The sequence below is a fragment of the Pseudomonas tohonis genome, from assembly GCF_012767755.2.
Taxonomy (GTDB): domain Bacteria; phylum Pseudomonadota; class Gammaproteobacteria; order Pseudomonadales; family Pseudomonadaceae; genus Metapseudomonas; species Metapseudomonas tohonis.
In genome coordinates, this window is record NZ_AP023189.1 from 2,013,211 (window position 1) to 2,027,193 (window position 13,983).

A 13,983-nucleotide genomic window follows, 5' to 3' on the forward strand; every position below is an offset into this window, starting at 1 on the left:
GTGTCAGGTGCGCGTCAGGAGCGGCATGCCACTCCCGTGTCCAGCGACATCCAGGCCAGTAGGGCCGGGGTCGCGACGACGTCTCCTGCTTGCTGTTGTCGTAACAGAAGCACGTTGTCAGGAGGAGGAATCAGCCATCGGTAGCGGACGAGATAAAGCGTCTTGATTGAAGCGTTTGCTACGCAGTCCGACGGTTGTGCATCTCCACCCTACACTTGTCCCTTGAAAATCGGGTGCCGCTCGCAGAATCCGTAGCGGGTTGCATTTACCGCGACTGCCCCTAGGGGATTGTCGCGCGTCATGGCTCAAGGCGTTTTTCTCTGGATATTCGCGCTCTGTGCGGCGAGATATTCTGAAGGACGGCCTGACGTCCTGAATGGGTTGCACGTGGCTGGGATGGCAGTTTTGGCGATCATCCGGGGCACGGCCGCTTTTGGCGGCGTTCGCGACTATAGCAGTAATCATTAAGTGCTTCAATTCCATAAAAAATTGTTATGATGCCCGCCATGACTACTCCTCCCTCCCCAACCTCCAGCGTCCAGCTGCTTGAGGTTGCGCCGGAATATGCCGGCCAGCGAATCGATAATTTCCTGCGCACACAGCTCAAGGGTGTTCCCAAGACGCTGGTCTACCGCATCCTTCGCAAGGGTGAGGTGCGGGTGAACAAGGGGCGGATCAAGCCCGAGTACAAGCTCCAGGCCGGTGACATCGTTCGCGTGCCGCCCTTGCGGCTGGCCGAGCGTGACGAGGCGGCGCCCGTGGCGCAGGGCATGCTCGAGCGCCTGGAGGCGGCAATCGTCTACGAGGACAAGGGCCTGATCGTGCTCAACAAGCCGGCCGGTATCGCCGTGCACGGCGGCAGCGGGTTGAGCTTCGGTGTGATCGAGGCGTTCCGCCAGTTGCGTCCTGATGCCAAGGAGCTGGAGCTGGTGCATCGGCTGGACCGGGATACCTCCGGCCTTCTGATGATCGCCAAGAAGCGCAGCATGCTCCGCCATCTCCATGAGGCCCTGCGCGGCGATGGCGTGGACAAGCGCTATATGGCGCTGGTCCGTGGCAGTTGGCCGACCTCGAAGAAGAAGGTCAGTGCGCCGCTGTTGAAGAACAACCTGCGCTCCGGTGAGCGCATGGTCGAGGTCAATGACGAGGGCAAGGAAGCGCTGACCGAATTCCGTGTGCTGCGCCGCTTCGGCGAGTTCGCCACGCTGGTCGAGGCGAGCCCCATCACCGGGCGGACCCACCAGATCCGCGTGCACACCCGTCACGCTGGCCATGCCATCGCGGGTGACCCCAAGTACGGTGACGAGGACTTTTCCCGCGAGATCCGTGAGCTGGGCGGCAAGCGTCTTTTCCTGCATGCCTACGCGCTGTCGCTGGTGTTGCCGGATGGCACGCCGCTGCAGGTCGAGGCGCCGGTAGATGACATGTGGGAGAAGACCCTGGAGCGCCTCGGTGCCTGACTATCGCCTGCTGGTATTCGATTGGGACGGCACGCTGGTGGATTCCATTTCGCGCATCGTCGAGTCCCTGCAGGTCGCTGCCGAGGCTTGCGGGTTGCCGCAACTGGACGAGTCGGCCCTGAAAGGCATCATTGGCCTCGGCTTGCCCGAGGCGATTCGCGTGCTTTATCCCGAGGTCGACGACCCGGTGGCGGTCCAGCGCTATCGAGAGGTCTATGGAGCCCATTACAACCGGCTGGAGGCGCAGCCTTCCGCGTTGTTCCCGGGTGTGCTGGAGGCTCTCGAAGGCTTTCGGGGTGAGGGGTACCTGCTGGCGGTCGCTACCGGCAAGACCCGGCGCGGCCTGGATCATGTGCTGGCCGGTCGTGGCTGGCTCGATTACTTCGATATCACCCGTTGCGCGGACGAGACCGCGAGCAAGCCGGATCCGCGCATGCTGCACGAGATTCTCCAGCATTGCCGTGTGGATGCCGGGCAGGCGCTGATGGTCGGTGACTCGCCCTTCGATCTGCAGATGGCTCACCGGGCGGGGATGGATTCCGTGGCGGTGGGGTACGGCGCCCAGTCCCTGGGTGCACTGCGCGGCGAGTCGCCACGATTGGCGATCGAGCATTTCGATGAATTGCGTCACTGGCTCGCTGGTGGTGCGAACACACACACTATGAAGGTGGATCTGCATGTCGGATGAATGGAAGGCTTCGACGCCTGCGGGCGGTGGCGATGACAAGAGCTGGAAGCTGCTGGAAAAGGCCGTGCTGGCGGGTGTACAGGAGCAGCGTCGCTCGCGTCGCTGGGGCATATTCTTCAAGGTCCTGACCTTTCTCTACCTGTTCGTGGCACTGGCGCTCTTCTCGCCGCTTTTCGATCTGCAGAAGACTGCGGCGCGAGGTGAGAACCACACGGCGCTGGTCGAAGTGAAGGGCATGATCGCCGATGACGAGGCTGCCAGCGCCGACAACATCGTCGGCAGCCTGCGCGCTGCCTTCGAAGATCCGAAGACCAAGGGCATCGTCCTGCGCATCAACAGCCCGGGCGGTAGCCCGGTGCAGTCCGGCTATATCTACGACGAGATCCGGCGGCTGCGCGGGGAGCACGCGGACATCAAGGTCTATGCGGTGATCACTGACCTGGGGGCCTCTGGCGCCTATTACATCGCCAGCGCCGCCGATGAGATCTATGCCGACAAGGCCAGCCTGGTCGGTTCCATCGGTGTTACCGCCGCGAGCTTCGGTTTCGTCGACCTGATGGGCAAGCTGGGTGTCGAGCGTCGCGTCTACACCTCGGGTGAGCACAAGGCCTTCCTCGATCCCTTCCAGCCTCAGAAGGCCGAGGAGACCCAGTTCTGGCAGGGTGTACTCGATACCACTCACAAGCAGTTCATCGAGAGCGTGAAGAAAGGTCGTGGTGATCGCCTGAAGGTCGAGGGGCATCCGGAGCTGTTCAGTGGTCTGGTGTGGTCCGGAGAGCAGGCTCTCGAGCTGGGCTTGGTGGACAAGTTGGGTAGCACCAGCTTCGTTGCGCGCGAAGTGATCGGTGAGAAGGAGATCGTCGACTACACCAAGCAGGAGACGCCCTTCGATCGTTTCGCCAAGCGGCTCGGCGCCAGCGTGGCGGAGCGCCTGGCGCTATGGATGGGGTTCCAGGGGCCGAGCCTGCGCTGACCCATCGCTGCCTTATATAAGGAAGAGCCCGGCCCGTGCCGGGCTTTTTCGTCAGGGTAGCGCCAGGCCTTCTTCGAGCAGCATGTCCACCAGGCGGATCAGTGGCAGGCCCACCAGGCTGGTGGCGTCCTCTCCCTGGGTGGAGCGGAACAGGCTTACGCCCAGTCCTTCGGCCTTGAAACTGCCGGCGCAGTCGTAGGGCTCTTCGGCATGGAGATAGCGCTCGATGGTCGCTTCGTTCAGGGGGCGGAAGTTCACCGTGAAGGGCACGCAATCCACTTGGCAGCGGCCACTGCGGGTGTTCAGCAGGGCGAGGCCGGTGAGGAAGGTGACGCTGGTGCCGCTGGCGGCCAGCAGCTGGCTGCGGGCGCGCTCGAACTCCAGGGGCTTGCCGAGTATCTGCTCGCCGAGGACGGCTACCTGGTCGGAGCCGATGATCAGGTGCTGGGGATGCAGGTCGGCCAGGGCGCGAGCTTTTTCTTCGGCCAGGCGGCGTACCAGCTGCTCCGCTGTTTCGTGGGGGTGGCGGGTTTCATCGATGGCCGGCGCGCTCCATGCGAAGGGCAGGCGAAGGCGTTCAAGAAGCTCGCGACGGTACGGCGAGCTGGATGCGAGCACCAGAGGTGGCATGCTGATCTCCCAGTCAGGAAGCGGAAATTCTATAGCTCTAGCCGCATGGCGGACAGGGCGGAATTTGTTTTGACAGGTGCTGGGTGCATCCCTAGAATGTCGCGCCTATGTTGAATGGGCCGATTCCACCTCACGTCGATCCGCGCAAGATGGCTGATCGCGGCGTAACCCTCCAGGGCGAGCTGCAACTCTCCAGTCTTGAGCGTCTCTGCGACCCGCTTGCCGATGATGCAGGCATCGTACGCACGAAACTCGTTTTCGGGCGCGACGAGCGCAGGACTGCGATTATTCGCAGTGAAATCGATGTCGAGGTCAAGATGGTGTGCCAGCGTTGTCTGGAGCTGGTCGTGCTTCCGATCCACAGCGAATGCACGTACGCCGTGGTGAAGGAAGGCGCGGACAGCGAGTCACTGCCCAAGGGCTATGACGTGCTGGAAGTGGGTGAGGATCCCCTGGATCTTCTGACTCTGGTCGAGGATGAGCTCTTGCTCGCCTTGCCCATTGTTCCGGCCCATGACCCTGAAGATTGCCAGCAGCCGGAGGGGCTTGATGAGCCCGAGCCGAGTGAGAACGAGGTGACGCGGTCCAACCCGTTCAGTGTACTGGCGCAGTTAAAGCGTGACCCAAACGTTTAGGAGTTAATTGATTATGGCTGTTCAGCAGAACAAAAAATCCCGCTCTGCCCGCGACATGCGTCGTTCCCACGATGCCCTCGAGGCCAACGCCCTGTCCGTCGAGAAGAGCACCGGTGAAGTACACCTGCGTCACCACGTATCCCCGGAAGGCGTATACCGTGGTCGCAAAGTGATCGACAAGGGCGCTGACGAGTAATCCTTGTCCGCTCCGATCATCGCGATTGACGCAATGGGCGGGGACTTCGGTCCCCGTTGCATTGTTCCGGCCAGCATCGCCTGTCTGGCTGAGTTCCCCTCGCTCCATCTCATTCTTGTCGGCCAAGCCCCTCTGCTCGAAGAGCTGATCGCCCGTGAAAACGGTGTCGATCGTCAGCGGCTTTCCGTCGAGCATGCATCCGAAGTTGTCGGCATGGACGAGCGCCCATCCCAGGCGCTGCGCGGCAAGCCCGACTCCTCCATGCGCATCGCCCTCGACCTGGTCCGTGCCGGTCGTGCCCAGGCCTGCGTCAGCGCCGGCAATACCGGTGCGCTGATGGCGCTTTCCCGCTACATGCTCAAGACCCTGCCGGGCATCGATCGCCCTGCGATGGTCAGTGCCGTGCCTACGGCCAAAGGGCATTGCCACCTGCTGGATCTCGGCGCCAACGTCGATTGCAGTGCCGAGCACCTCTATCAGTTCGCCGTCATGGGCTCGGTCGCGGCCGAAGCACTCGGGGTGTCGCGCCCACGTATCGCGTTGCTCAACGTCGGCACCGAGGACATCAAGGGCAATCAGCAGGTCAAGCTGGCGTCCAGCCTGCTGCAGCAGGCCGAAGGCCTGAACTACATCGGCTATATAGAAGGCGACGGTCTGTACCGTGGCGAGGCCGATGTGGTGGTATGCGACGGTTTCGTCGGCAACATCCTGCTCAAGTCCAGCGAAGGCCTGGCGTCGATGATCTCCGCCCGTATCGAGGCGCTGTTCACCGACAGCCTGGGCTCGCGCATGGTCGGCGCCCTGGCGCTGCCGTTGCTGCGCCGCTTGCAGGGTGACCTGGCGCCTGCCCGGCATAATGGCGCGAGCTTCCTCGGCCTGCAGGGCATCGTGGTCAAGAGCCACGGGGCCGCTGGCTCGGACGGCTTCCAGAGCGCCATCCGCCGCGCGCTCATGGAAATCCGCGAGAATCTTCCCCAGCGCCTGCACGGGCGTCTCGAGGATCTGTTGCTCTAGGATGTGACCGCCGTCTGCGGCCTGTCATCCAACTGTCAGTTCCTTGCGCTTGGCTATGCCCGGCGCTCCTGTACACCGATCAAGGCAAACAAGGGAATAGTTCCGATGTCCGCATCCCTCGCATTCGTTTTTCCCGGCCAGGGCTCACAGTCCCTGGGCATGCTGGCCGAGCATGGTGCTTCGCAGAAGCTGGTCCTGGATACCTTCGCTGAAGCCTCCGAAGCCCTGGGCTACGACCTCTGGGCCCTGGTCCAGCAGGGGCCGGAAGAAAGCCTGAACCAGACCGACAAGACCCAGCCCGCCATCCTCACCGCCTCCATTGCGCTCTGGCGCCTGTGGCTGGCCGAGGGGGGCGCCCGTCCGGCCTATGTCGCCGGTCACAGCCTGGGTGAGTACTCGGCGCTGGTCGCCGCCGGCAGCCTGGGCTTCGCCGATGCGGTGAAGCTGGTCGAGCGCCGCGGCCAACTGATGCAGCAAGCCGTTCCGGCAGGGCAGGGCGGCATGGCCGCCATCCTCGGCCTGGAAGATGCCGACGTGCTCGCCGCCTGCGACGAAGCCGCGCAGGGTGATGTGGTCAGCGCGGTCAATTTCAACGCCCCCGGCCAGGTGGTGATCGCCGGTAGCGCCGTTGCCGTCGAGCGTGCCATCGAAGCCTGCAAGGCCCGTGGTGCCAAGCGCGCCATGGCGCTGCCGGTCAGCGTACCCTCCCATTGCGCACTGATGCGCCCGGCTGCCGAACGCTTCGCCGAGTCGGTCGAGGCCATCGCCTGGCAGGCACCGCAGATCCCGCTGGTGCAGAACGTCAGCGCCGCTGTCGTGGCTGACCTAGCCGTCCTCAAGGGCGACCTGCTGGCCCAGCTCTACAGTCCTGTTCGCTGGGTCGAGTCCATGGTCCGCCTGTCGGAGCATGGCGTGACCGAGTTGGTCGAGTGCGGCCCCGGCAAGGTTCTTTCCGGCCTGAACAAGCGCTGCGTGAAGGGCATCGGTACGCACAATCTGGATACCCCCGACGCTTTCGCAGCCGCTCGCGCTGCGTTGGCCTGAGCAAGGAGAAGACTATGAGTCTGCAAGGTAAGGTCGCCCTGGTCACCGGTGCGAGCCGTGGCATCGGTCAGGCCATCGCGCTGGAACTGGGTCGCCTGGGTGCCGTCGTCATCGGCACCGCCACCACCCCGAGCGGTGCCGAGCGCATCGCCGAATACCTCAAGGAAAACGGCGTCCAAGGCGCCGGCCTGGTGCTCGATGTCAGCAATGACGAGTCCGTCGCCAGCACCCTCGAACACATCCAGCAGCACCTCGGCCAGCCGCTGATCCTGGTGAACAACGCCGGCATCACCCGCGACAACCTGATGCTGCGCATGAAGGACGACGAGTGGTTCGACGTCATCAACACCAACCTCAACAGCCTGTATCGCCTGTCCAAGGCCGTGCTGCGCGGCATGACCAAGGCGCGCTGGGGCCGCATCATCAACATCGGCTCGGTGGTGGGCGCCATGGGCAACGCCGGGCAGGTCAACTACGCCGCCGCCAAGGCCGGCCTGGAAGGCTTCGGTCGCGCACTGGCCCGTGAAGTCGGCTCCCGCGCCATCACCGTGAACTCGGTGGCGCCCGGCTTCATCGATACCGACATGACCCGCGAACTGCCGGAAGCCCAGCGCGACGCACTGCTGGGGCAGATTCCGCTGGGTCGCCTGGGACAGGCCGAGGAGATCGCCAAGGTGGTCGCATTCCTCGCTTCCGATAGCGCATCCTACGTGACCGGGGCTACTATCCCTGTGAACGGCGGCATGTACATGAGCTGAATGTGACGATTCCCTTCAGGAAACTGTCATAGGAGCTGTCTAAAATCCGGTACATAAGTGCAATTGGGTTATGGACGGGTCCAGACGGGGCCTGGAGGGGTTGGCATCCCGCTTGAAATGCGGAAAACCCTTTCTATACACTGCAGCCCAAGCTGCACGGATTTTTCCATAGGAGTGAAAACAAGGTATGAGCACCATCGAAGAACGCGTCAAGAAAATCGTCGCCGAGCAACTGGGCGTTAAAGAAGACGAAGTAACCAACAGCGCTTCCTTCGTCGAAGACCTGGGCGCCGACTCCCTTGACACCGTTGAGCTGGTGATGGCTCTGGAAGAGGAATTCGAGACCGAGATCCCGGACGAGCAAGCTGAGAAGATCACCACCGTTCAGGAAGCCATCGATTACATCAACGCGCACGCGCAATAAGTAATCGTCGATTCCCGACTCGGAAAAGCCGCACGACCGTCAGGTCGTGCGGCTTTTCTTTAAGTGTCATCCAACCGCCGTGTAGAAATTGAGGAGAGCACAGTGTCGCGTAGACGCGTCGTGATCACTGGCCTTGGCATGCTGTCGCCGCTGGGCACCAACGTCCCGGACAGCTGGCAGGGCATTCTGGCTGGCCGCAGTGGCATCGGCCTGATCGAGCATATGGACCTTTCCGCTTACTCCACCCGCTTCGGTGGTTCGGTGAAGGGCTTCGATGTCGAGCAGTACCTGTCCGCCAAGGAAGCTCGCAAGCTCGACCTGTTCATCCAGTACGGCCTCGCTGCCAGCTTCCAGGCTGTGCGTGACTCCGGCCTGGAAGTCACCGACGCCAATCGTGAGCGCATCGGTGTGGCCATGGGCTCCGGTATCGGCGGCCTGACCAATATCGAGAACAACTGCAAATCCTTGATCGAGCAGGGGCCGCGGCGTATTTCGCCTTTCTTCGTTCCCGGTTCGATCATCAACATGGTGTCCGGCTTCCTGTCGATCCACCTGGGACTGCAGGGGCCGAACTACGCCATCGCCACCGCCTGCACCACCGGCACCCACTGCATCGGCATGGCCGCACGCAACATCGCCTATGGCGAGGCCGACGTGATGATCGCCGGCGGTTCCGAGATGGCGGCCTGTGGTCTCGGCCTGGGTGGCTTCGGTGCCGCGCGGGCATTGTCCACGCGCAACGATGACCCTGCCGCCGCCAGTCGCCCCTGGGATCGTGGCCGTGATGGCTTCGTGCTCTCCGATGGCGCCGGTGCGCTGGTCCTCGAGGAGCTGGAGCACGCCAAGGCACGCGGCGCCACCATCTATGCCGAGCTGGTCGGCTTCGGCATGAGCGGCGACGCCTTCCACATGACCTCGCCGCCGGACGATGGCGCCGGTGCCGCGCGCTGCATGCGCAATGCCCTGCGCGATGCCGGCCTGAACGGCGACCAGGTGCAGTACATCAATGCCCATGGCACCTCCACGCCGGCCGGCGACAAGGCGGAAGCCGCAGCGGTCAAGAGCGTGTTCGGCGACCATGCCTACAAGGTCGCGGTGAGCTCCACCAAGTCCATGACCGGCCACCTGCTGGGCGCCGCCGGTGCCGTCGAGGCGATCTTCAGCGTGCTGGCGATCCGCGACCAGGTGGCGCCGCCGACCATCAACCTGGATGACCCGGACGATGGTTGCGACCTGGACTTCGTGCCTCACGAAGCCCGTTCCATGCCCATCGACGTGGTCCTGTCCAACTCCTTCGGTTTCGGTGGCACCAACGGTTCCCTGGTGTTCCGCCGGTTCGCCGATTGATGCTGGCCTGGGTCGACGGCCTGCCGGCCGGGTCGCTGTCCCTCAAGGATCGCGGCCTGGCCTACGGCGATGGGCTGTTCGAGACCATCGCCGTGCGCGGTGGTCGACCCGGGCTGCTGGAGCGTCATCTCGCGCGCCTTGCCGAAGGTGCGCATCGCCTGTCCCTCGAACTCGACCCGCATCTCGTGCGTGAAGAGCTGCTGGCGTTCTGCGCCCAGCAGGGCGAGGGCGTCGCCAAGCTCATGGTGACCCGTGGCGACGGCCTGCGCGGCTATGCACCGCCCACCACGCCGCCCCGGCGCATCCTCATGGGTAGCGCCTATCCCGTTTATCCCGAAACCAACGCCCGGCAAGGCGTCGAACTGTTCCCCTGCGCCACGCGCCTGGCCGAGCAGCCCCTGCTTGCGGGCCTCAAGCACCTCAACCGCCTGGAGCAGGTGCTGGCGCGAGCGGAATGGCAGGATGCCCGCTTCGCCGAAGGGCTGATGCGCGACGTATCCGGTCGGGTCATCGAAGGGGTGTTCAGCAACCTCTTCCTGGTCAGTGGCGGCGTATTGATCACCGCCGATCTCGCGCGCAGCGGCGTGGCCGGCGTGATGCGTGCCGAACTGCTGGATCAGGCCGCGGCCCAGGGCATCGCCACGCGCGTATGCGATATCGAGTACGAGGAACTGCTGGGAGCCGACGAAGTCTTCCTCTGCAACAGCCTCTACGGCGTCTGGCCCGTGCGCGCCTTCGCCGGGCACGACTGGTCGGTCGGGCCGCTCACCCGTAAACTGCAGGCCCTTGCCCGCGCCCTACTGGATTGCTGATTCGTGATACGCAAATTGCTCGTGCTGCTGCACAGTGGCCTGATCCTCGGCGGCCTGGTGTTCGCCTATGCCGGTTGGCAGCAGCGTGAAGCCCTCAAGCAGCCGCTCGTTATCACCGGAGAGCAATTGCTCGACGTGCCGGCCGGGTCCACCCCCGGTGGCCTGCTCAACCGGCTGGAAGAGGAGGGCGTGATCCAGGATGCGTTCTGGTTGCGCCAGTATTGGCGCTTCAACCTCGCGGGTCAGTCGCTGCACAGCGGCGAATACCGCATGGCCCCAGGGATGGATGCAGCTCAACTGCTGGGTCTCTGGCAGCGTGCCGAAGTGGTGCAATACAGCCTGACGCTGGTGGAGGGCTGGAACTTCCGTCAACTGCGTGCCGCCCTGGCCAAGCAGCCCAAGCTGGAGCAGACCCTGGCGGATGCCAGCGATGCCGAGCTGATGAAGCGGCTCGGCCTGGAGGGGCAGCATCCCGAGGGGCGTTTCTTCCCCGACACCTATCGCTACGTGCGCGGCATGCGTGACATCGACCTGCTCAAACAGGCCCACCAGCGTCTCGAACAGGTGTTGGAGAGCGAGTGGGCGAAGCGGGCGGACGACCTGCCCTACGCCGATCCCTACCAGGCGCTGATCATGGCTTCGATGGTGGAGAAGGAGACCGGCGTGCCCAGCGAGCGCGGCCAGATCGCCGGTGTCTTCGTGCGTCGCCTGAAGCTCGGCATGCTGCTGCAGACCGACCCCACGGTGATCTACGGCCTGGGCGAGCGCTACGCCGGCAAGATCACCCGTGCCCACCTGCGTGAATCCACGCCCTACAACACCTATGTGATCGCCGGCATGCCGCCGACCCCCATCGCCATGGTCGGTCGCGAGGCGATCCACGCCGCCTTGCACCCGGTGGATGGCAAGAGCCTCTACTTCGTGGCCCGTGGCGACGGCAGCCACGTGTTTTCCGAATCGCTCGCCGACCACAACCAGGCGGTGCGTGAATACCAGTTGAAGCGGCGCGCGGACTATCGCTCCAGCCCCGCTCCCATCACCAACAAGGACACCCCGTGAGCGGTCTGTTCATCACGCTCGAAGGTCCCGAAGGGGCCGGCAAGAGCACAAATCGCGACTTCCTCGCCGAGCGCCTGCGCGGCCACGGCATCGACGTGCTGCTGACCCGCGAGCCGGGTGGCACTCCGTTGGCCGAGTGCATCCGTGAACTGCTCCTGGCGCCCAGCGATGAAGCCATGGCCGCCGATACCGAGCTGCTGCTGATGTTCGCCGCCCGTGCCCAGCACATCGCCGGGGTGATCCGCCCGGCGCTTGCCCGGGGCCAGGTGGTGCTTTGCGACCGTTTCACCGATGCCACCTACGCCTACCAGGGCGGAGGGCGAGGGCTGCCCGTCGAGCGCATCGCGTTGCTGGAGGACTTCGTCCAGGGCGAGCTGCGCCCTGACCTGACCCTGGTCTTCGACCTGCCCGTGGATGTCGGCCTCAGCCGGGCCGCCGCGCGCGGTCGCCTGGATCGCTTCGAGCAGGAAGACCGCAGCTTCTTCGAGGCCGTGCGGCAGACCTACCTGCAGCGGGCCGCCGCAGCGCCCGGGCGCTACCGTGTGCTGGATGCCGCCGCCCCGCTGGCCAATGTCCAGCAGACCCTCGAAGCCCTGCTGCCCGAACTGCTGGAGCGTTGCCGTGGCTGAAGCCTATCCCTGGCAGGAATCGCTCTGGCAGCACCTCGCCGGGCGTCCGCGTCATGCCCACGCCTACCTGCTGCATGGCCCGGCCGGTATCGGCAAGCGCGCCCTGGCCGAGCGCCTGATGGCGCGTCTCCTGTGCCAGAAGCCCGAGGGCCTCGATGCCTGCGGCCAGTGCAAGTCCTGCTACCTGCTGGCCGCCGGGACCCATCCGGACAACTTCGTGCTGGAGCCGGAAGAAGCAGACAAGGCGATCAAGGTCGACCAGGTCCGCGAACTGGTCGAGTTCGTGGTGCAGACCGCGCAACTCGGTGGGCGCAAGGTCGTCCTGCTCGAACCCGCCGAAGCGATGAACCTGAATTCCGCCAACGCCCTGCTCAAGAGCCTGGAGGAGCCTTCCGGCGACACCGTGCTGCTGCTCATCAGCCACCAGCCCAGCCGGCTGCTGCCGACCATCAAGAGCCGTTGCGTGCAGCAGGCCTGCCCGTTGCCGGGCGAGGCGGACAGCCTGGCCTGGCTGGCGAAGGCGCTGCCGGATGCCGACGAACAGGTCCGCCGCGACCTGCTGGTGCTGGCCGGCGGCTCGCCGCTCACCGCGCAGCGCCTGCACGGCCAGGCGGTGCTGGAGCAGCGCGCCCAGGTGGTGGACGGGGTGAAGAAACTGATCAAGCAGCAGGTGGGGGCGAGCCAACTGGCCGAAGGCTGGAACGCGGTGCCGCTGATCCTGCTGTTCGACTGGTTCTGCGATTGGGCGCAACTGATGCTGCGCTACCAGCTGACGCGTGATGAAGAAGGCCTGGGCATGGCCGACATGCGCAAGGTCGTCCGGTACCTCGCCGACAAGGCTCCCCAGCACAAGGTGCTGGGGTTCCAGGACTGGTTGCTGCAGCAGCGGCAGAAGGTCCTGGGCAAGGCCAACCTCAACCGTGTCTTGCTTCTCGAAGCCTTGCTGGTGCAGTGGGCAAGCCTGCCCGGACCGGGCTAGAATCCACCGCTGAGCCAGCTAGCCAGGAAAGCCGCATGAGCCTGCCACCCAATCTGGGCCCGCGTAACGGGATCCTGTCCTTGACCATCAAGGACAAGTCCGTGCTGTATGCCGCCTATATGCCCTTCATCAAGAACGGCGGCCTGTTCATCCCGACGAACAAGAGCTACAAGCTCGGCGACGAAGTGTTCATGCTCCTCAACCTCATGGACGAGCAGGAAAAGATCCCGGTGGCCGGCAAGGTCGTCTGGATCACCCCGAAGGGGGCCCAGGGCAACCGTGCCGCCGGCATCGGCGTGCAGTTCAACGATGGCGATACCGGTGCACGCAACAAGATCGAGACCTACCTCGCCGGTGCCCTCAAGTCGGACCGCCCCACCCACACCATGTAACGCCGCGCCGGCCCATCGTGGCCGGCGCCTCCTGACGTCCAAGTGATCCGAACCATGCTGGTCGATTCCCACTGCCATCTCGATCGCCTCGATCTCGCCGCTCATGGCGGCTCCCTCGATGCGGCGCTCGAGGCTGCCCGTGCCCGCGGTGTCGGGCAGTTCCTCTGCATCGGCGTCAGCGCCGACAACGCCGCCGCGGTCAAGGACCTGGCCAGCCGCTATGCCGACGTGCATTGCTCCGTCGGCGTGCACCCGCTGGACCTGGCTCCCGGCGAAGCCCCGGCCCTGGATTGGCTGCTGGGTGAGCTCGACCACCCCCGCGTTGCCGCCATCGGCGAGACCGGCCTCGACTACCACTACGAGCCCGAGGCCGCCGAGTTGCAACAGCAGGCCTTCCGCCTGCACCTCGAAGCCGCCCGCATCACCGGCAAGCCGGTGGTCGTGCACACCCGCGAGGCGCGCGCCGATACCCTGGCGCTGCTGCGCGAGGCAGCGCTGCCCCAGGCGGGCGTGCTGCACTGCTTCACCGAGGATTGGGAAATGGCCAAGGCGGCCCTGGACATCGGCTTCTATATCTCGCTGTCCGGCATCGTCACCTTCCGCAACGCCGAAGCGCTGCGCGAGGTCGCCCGGCAGGTGCCGGCCGACCGCCTGCTGGTCGAGACCGACTCGCCCTACCTGGCCCCCATTCCGCATCGAGGCAAGCCCAACCTGCCCGAGTACGTGCGGGAGGTCGCCGAGTTCCTCGCACAGCTGCGTGGGGTGGAGTTCGAGCACTTCGCCGAGCAGACCACCGACAACTTCCGGCGCCTGTTCCCCCTGGCGCGCCTGGCGGGTTGAAACTCGCGGGCAAAAAAAACCCGGGTTCTGGGGGATGAATCCGGGTCAAGACCATTAGGAGTAAAACAAAGGTACGCGATCCTCGGTACCTTGACTGGTGGGG

General features: G+C 64.7%; 17 protein-coding genes. 16 read left to right on the plus strand and 1 reads right to left on the minus strand.

The genetic code is table 11. The features are described from left to right. Positions 1 to 506: 506 nt before the first annotated feature. Genes rluC through sppA form a run of 3 tightly spaced genes read left to right on the plus strand, consistent with a single transcriptional unit; the run spans position 507 to position 3,121 of the window. A complete protein-coding gene (gene rluC, locus HSX14_RS09305; RefSeq protein WP_173173811.1) occupies positions 507 to 1,460 on the plus strand; it encodes a 23S rRNA pseudouridine(955/2504/2580) synthase RluC in 954 nt (317 codons plus the stop codon). After that, the gene (locus HSX14_RS09310; protein ID WP_173173813.1) at positions 1,453 to 2,148 is read left to right on the plus strand and encodes an HAD-IA family hydrolase; all 696 of its coding nucleotides are present in this window, start codon (positions 1,453 to 1,455) and stop codon (positions 2,146 to 2,148) included. Before rluC ends, HSX14_RS09310 begins: the two co-directional genes overlap by 8 nt. Further along, on the plus strand, positions 2,138 to 3,121 hold the full coding sequence (gene sppA, locus HSX14_RS09315) for a signal peptide peptidase SppA (RefSeq protein ID WP_173173815.1): 984 nt from the start codon (positions 2,138 to 2,140) through the stop codon (positions 3,119 to 3,121). Before HSX14_RS09310 ends, sppA begins: the two co-directional genes overlap by 11 nt. Positions 3,122 to 3,172: 51 nt before the next feature. Here sppA and HSX14_RS09320 read toward each other — a convergent pair whose 3' ends face one another. Beyond that, on the minus strand, positions 3,173 to 3,751 hold the full coding sequence (locus tag HSX14_RS09320; RefSeq protein ID WP_173173817.1) for a Maf family protein: 579 nt from the start codon (positions 3,749 to 3,751) through the stop codon (positions 3,173 to 3,175). A gap of 107 nt (positions 3,752 to 3,858) precedes the next feature. On the opposite strand from HSX14_RS09320, the gene HSX14_RS09325 reads away from it, so the two are divergent. The 13 genes from HSX14_RS09325 (at position 3,859) to HSX14_RS09385 (ending at position 13,880) form a co-directional block, all read left to right on the plus strand. After that, entirely contained in the window at positions 3,859 to 4,386 is a 528-nt protein-coding gene (locus HSX14_RS09325; protein ID WP_173173819.1) for a YceD family protein, read from the plus strand. A 13-nt stretch (positions 4,387 to 4,399) separates the two neighbouring features. Next, entirely contained in the window at positions 4,400 to 4,582 is a 183-nt protein-coding gene (gene rpmF / locus HSX14_RS09330; RefSeq protein WP_013791824.1) for a 50S ribosomal protein L32, read from the plus strand. Positions 4,583 to 4,585: 3 nt separating this feature from the next. Continuing rightward, complete coding sequence (gene plsX, locus HSX14_RS09335; protein ID WP_173173821.1) at positions 4,586 to 5,596, plus strand: phosphate acyltransferase PlsX; 1,011 nt, start codon at positions 4,586 to 4,588, stop codon at positions 5,594 to 5,596. Between the two features lie 105 nt (positions 5,597 to 5,701). Then, complete coding sequence (gene fabD, locus HSX14_RS09340) at positions 5,702 to 6,640, plus strand: ACP S-malonyltransferase (protein ID WP_173173824.1); 939 nt, start codon at positions 5,702 to 5,704, stop codon at positions 6,638 to 6,640. 14 nt (positions 6,641 to 6,654) lie between these two features. Beyond that, positions 6,655 to 7,398, plus strand: a complete 744-nt coding sequence (gene fabG / locus HSX14_RS09345; RefSeq protein WP_111262429.1) for a 3-oxoacyl-ACP reductase FabG — start codon at positions 6,655 to 6,657, stop codon at positions 7,396 to 7,398. A 187-nt stretch (positions 7,399 to 7,585) separates the two neighbouring features. Further along, positions 7,586 to 7,822: an acyl carrier protein gene (gene acpP, locus HSX14_RS09350; RefSeq protein ID WP_016493661.1), complete on the plus strand. Its 237-nt coding sequence runs from the start codon at positions 7,586 to 7,588 to the stop codon at positions 7,820 to 7,822. 102 nt (positions 7,823 to 7,924) lie between these two features. After that, complete coding sequence (gene fabF / locus HSX14_RS09355) at positions 7,925 to 9,169, plus strand: beta-ketoacyl-ACP synthase II (RefSeq protein ID WP_173173826.1); 1,245 nt, start codon at positions 7,925 to 7,927, stop codon at positions 9,167 to 9,169. After that, positions 9,169 to 9,981 (plus strand): aminodeoxychorismate lyase, encoded by an 813-nt coding sequence (pabC, locus tag HSX14_RS09360; RefSeq protein ID WP_173173828.1) that lies wholly within the window; start codon positions 9,169 to 9,171, stop codon positions 9,979 to 9,981. The genes fabF and pabC overlap by 1 nt, the downstream gene beginning before the upstream one ends. Before the next feature lie 3 nt (positions 9,982 to 9,984). Beyond that, positions 9,985 to 11,040, plus strand: coding sequence for an endolytic transglycosylase MltG (mltG, locus tag HSX14_RS09365; protein ID WP_173173830.1), 1,056 nt, complete (start codon positions 9,985 to 9,987; stop codon positions 11,038 to 11,040). Continuing rightward, on the plus strand, positions 11,037 to 11,669 hold the full coding sequence (gene tmk / locus HSX14_RS09370) for a dTMP kinase (RefSeq protein WP_173173832.1): 633 nt from the start codon (positions 11,037 to 11,039) through the stop codon (positions 11,667 to 11,669). Before mltG ends, tmk begins: the two co-directional genes overlap by 4 nt. Continuing rightward, positions 11,662 to 12,648, plus strand: coding sequence for a DNA polymerase III subunit delta' (locus HSX14_RS09375; RefSeq protein WP_173173834.1), 987 nt, complete (start codon positions 11,662 to 11,664; stop codon positions 12,646 to 12,648). The genes tmk and HSX14_RS09375 overlap by 8 nt, the downstream gene beginning before the upstream one ends. A gap of 35 nt (positions 12,649 to 12,683) precedes the next feature. Further along, positions 12,684 to 13,040 carry a PilZ domain-containing protein gene (locus HSX14_RS09380; RefSeq protein WP_021217603.1) on the plus strand — a complete coding sequence of 119 codons (357 nt, stop codon included), beginning with the start codon at positions 12,684 to 12,686 and terminating at the stop codon, positions 13,038 to 13,040. A 54-nt stretch (positions 13,041 to 13,094) separates the two neighbouring features. After that, positions 13,095 to 13,880: a TatD family hydrolase gene (locus HSX14_RS09385; RefSeq protein WP_173173836.1), complete on the plus strand. Its 786-nt coding sequence runs from the start codon at positions 13,095 to 13,097 to the stop codon at positions 13,878 to 13,880. Positions 13,881 to 13,983 lie beyond the last annotated feature (103 nt).

What these genes read in the sequence shown, in the direction of transcription:
- rluC (WP_173173811.1), top strand. Translation starts at nt 507, where the DNA reads ATGACTACTCCTCCCTCCCCAACCTCCAGCGTCCAGCTGCTTGAGGTT.
- sppA (WP_173173815.1), top strand. Translation starts at nt 2,138, where the DNA reads ATGTCGGATGAATGGAAGGCTTCGACGCCTGCGGGCGGTGGCGATGAC.
- HSX14_RS09320 (WP_173173817.1), bottom strand. Translation starts at nt 3,751, where the DNA reads ATGCCACCTCTGGTGCTCGCATCCAGCTCGCCGTACCGTCGCGAGCTT.
- HSX14_RS09325 (WP_173173819.1), top strand. Translation starts at nt 3,859, where the DNA reads ATGTTGAATGGGCCGATTCCACCTCACGTCGATCCGCGCAAGATGGCT.
- rpmF (WP_013791824.1), top strand. Translation starts at nt 4,400, where the DNA reads ATGGCTGTTCAGCAGAACAAAAAATCCCGCTCTGCCCGCGACATGCGT.
- fabD (WP_173173824.1), top strand. Translation starts at nt 5,702, where the DNA reads ATGTCCGCATCCCTCGCATTCGTTTTTCCCGGCCAGGGCTCACAGTCC.
- fabG (WP_111262429.1), top strand. Translation starts at nt 6,655, where the DNA reads ATGAGTCTGCAAGGTAAGGTCGCCCTGGTCACCGGTGCGAGCCGTGGC.
- acpP (WP_016493661.1), top strand. Translation starts at nt 7,586, where the DNA reads ATGAGCACCATCGAAGAACGCGTCAAGAAAATCGTCGCCGAGCAACTG.
- pabC (WP_173173828.1), top strand. Translation starts at nt 9,169, where the DNA reads ATGCTGGCCTGGGTCGACGGCCTGCCGGCCGGGTCGCTGTCCCTCAAG.
- HSX14_RS09380 (WP_021217603.1), top strand. Translation starts at nt 12,684, where the DNA reads ATGAGCCTGCCACCCAATCTGGGCCCGCGTAACGGGATCCTGTCCTTG.
- HSX14_RS09385 (WP_173173836.1), top strand. Translation starts at nt 13,095, where the DNA reads ATGCTGGTCGATTCCCACTGCCATCTCGATCGCCTCGATCTCGCCGCT.